The organism is Glaciimonas sp. GG7 (genome assembly GCF_052976905.1).
This window is the reverse complement of sequence record NZ_JBRIIQ010000259.1, coordinates 1-231: the sequence shown is the minus strand read 5'-3', so window position 1 is coordinate 231 and position 231 is coordinate 1. Positions and strand designations below refer to the sequence as shown.

Here is a 231-nt window from a genome sequence, read left to right as displayed (position 1 = left end):
CAGGCGCAGCCACAGTTGAAGTTGTTTTTGACCTTGCAGGCGCAGCCACAGTTGACGTTGCTTTTGACCTTGCAGGCGCAGCCACAGTTGAAGTTGTTTTTGACCTTGCAGGCGCAGCCACAGTTGACGTTGCTTTTGACCTTGCAGGCGCAGCCACAGTTGAAGTTGTTTTTGACCTTGCAGGCGCAGCCACAGTTGACGTTGCTTTTGACCTTGCAGGCGCAGCCACAG

1 protein-coding gene is annotated in these 231 nt (G+C 54.1%); it reads right to left on the bottom strand.

The features are described from left to right. Window positions 1-231 (bottom strand): hypothetical protein (locus ACVBEF_RS21415; RefSeq protein ID WP_447125909.1); only part of this gene is annotated, 231 nt, incomplete at both ends.